This is a genomic window from Campylobacter concisus (genome assembly GCF_050447485.1).
GTDB classification, from domain to species: domain Bacteria; phylum Campylobacterota; class Campylobacteria; order Campylobacterales; family Campylobacteraceae; genus Campylobacter_A; species Campylobacter_A concisus_BQ.
In genome coordinates this window covers 1-285 of the sequence record NZ_JALMFY010000005.1, presented here as the reverse complement: position 1 = coordinate 285, position 285 = coordinate 1, and the positions used below count along the sequence as shown (strand labels likewise).

Here is a 285-nt window from a genome sequence, read left to right as displayed (position 1 = left end):
TGATACTGAGCTAGCTAGTAGTTTTGCTTTTTCTTCTAGGGTTTGGGCTTTAGCTAGGTTGTCACTTAACATTTTAGATATCTCAATACCTAGTGAGTTTATACCACTTGCTATCTTACCATCATCATCAAGTCTTTTTGTAAAGTCTTGGTTTTTATAGGTGTTTAGTAGATCAAGTACATCTTTGCCATTACTTGAGATTGCATTTTTAAGAGCAAGTTGTAGATCTTTAAATGTGCTTTTTAGTTGATTTAGAGCTGGGTTATTAGTGTCAGCTTCTAAGCT

Annotated in this window: 1 pseudogene; it reads right to left on the bottom strand. The window is 34.0% G+C overall.

Annotated features, from left to right (window positions below):
* Positions 1 to 285: pseudogene (locus MTT29_RS09920) on the bottom strand (methyl-accepting chemotaxis protein); the annotation flags it as partial.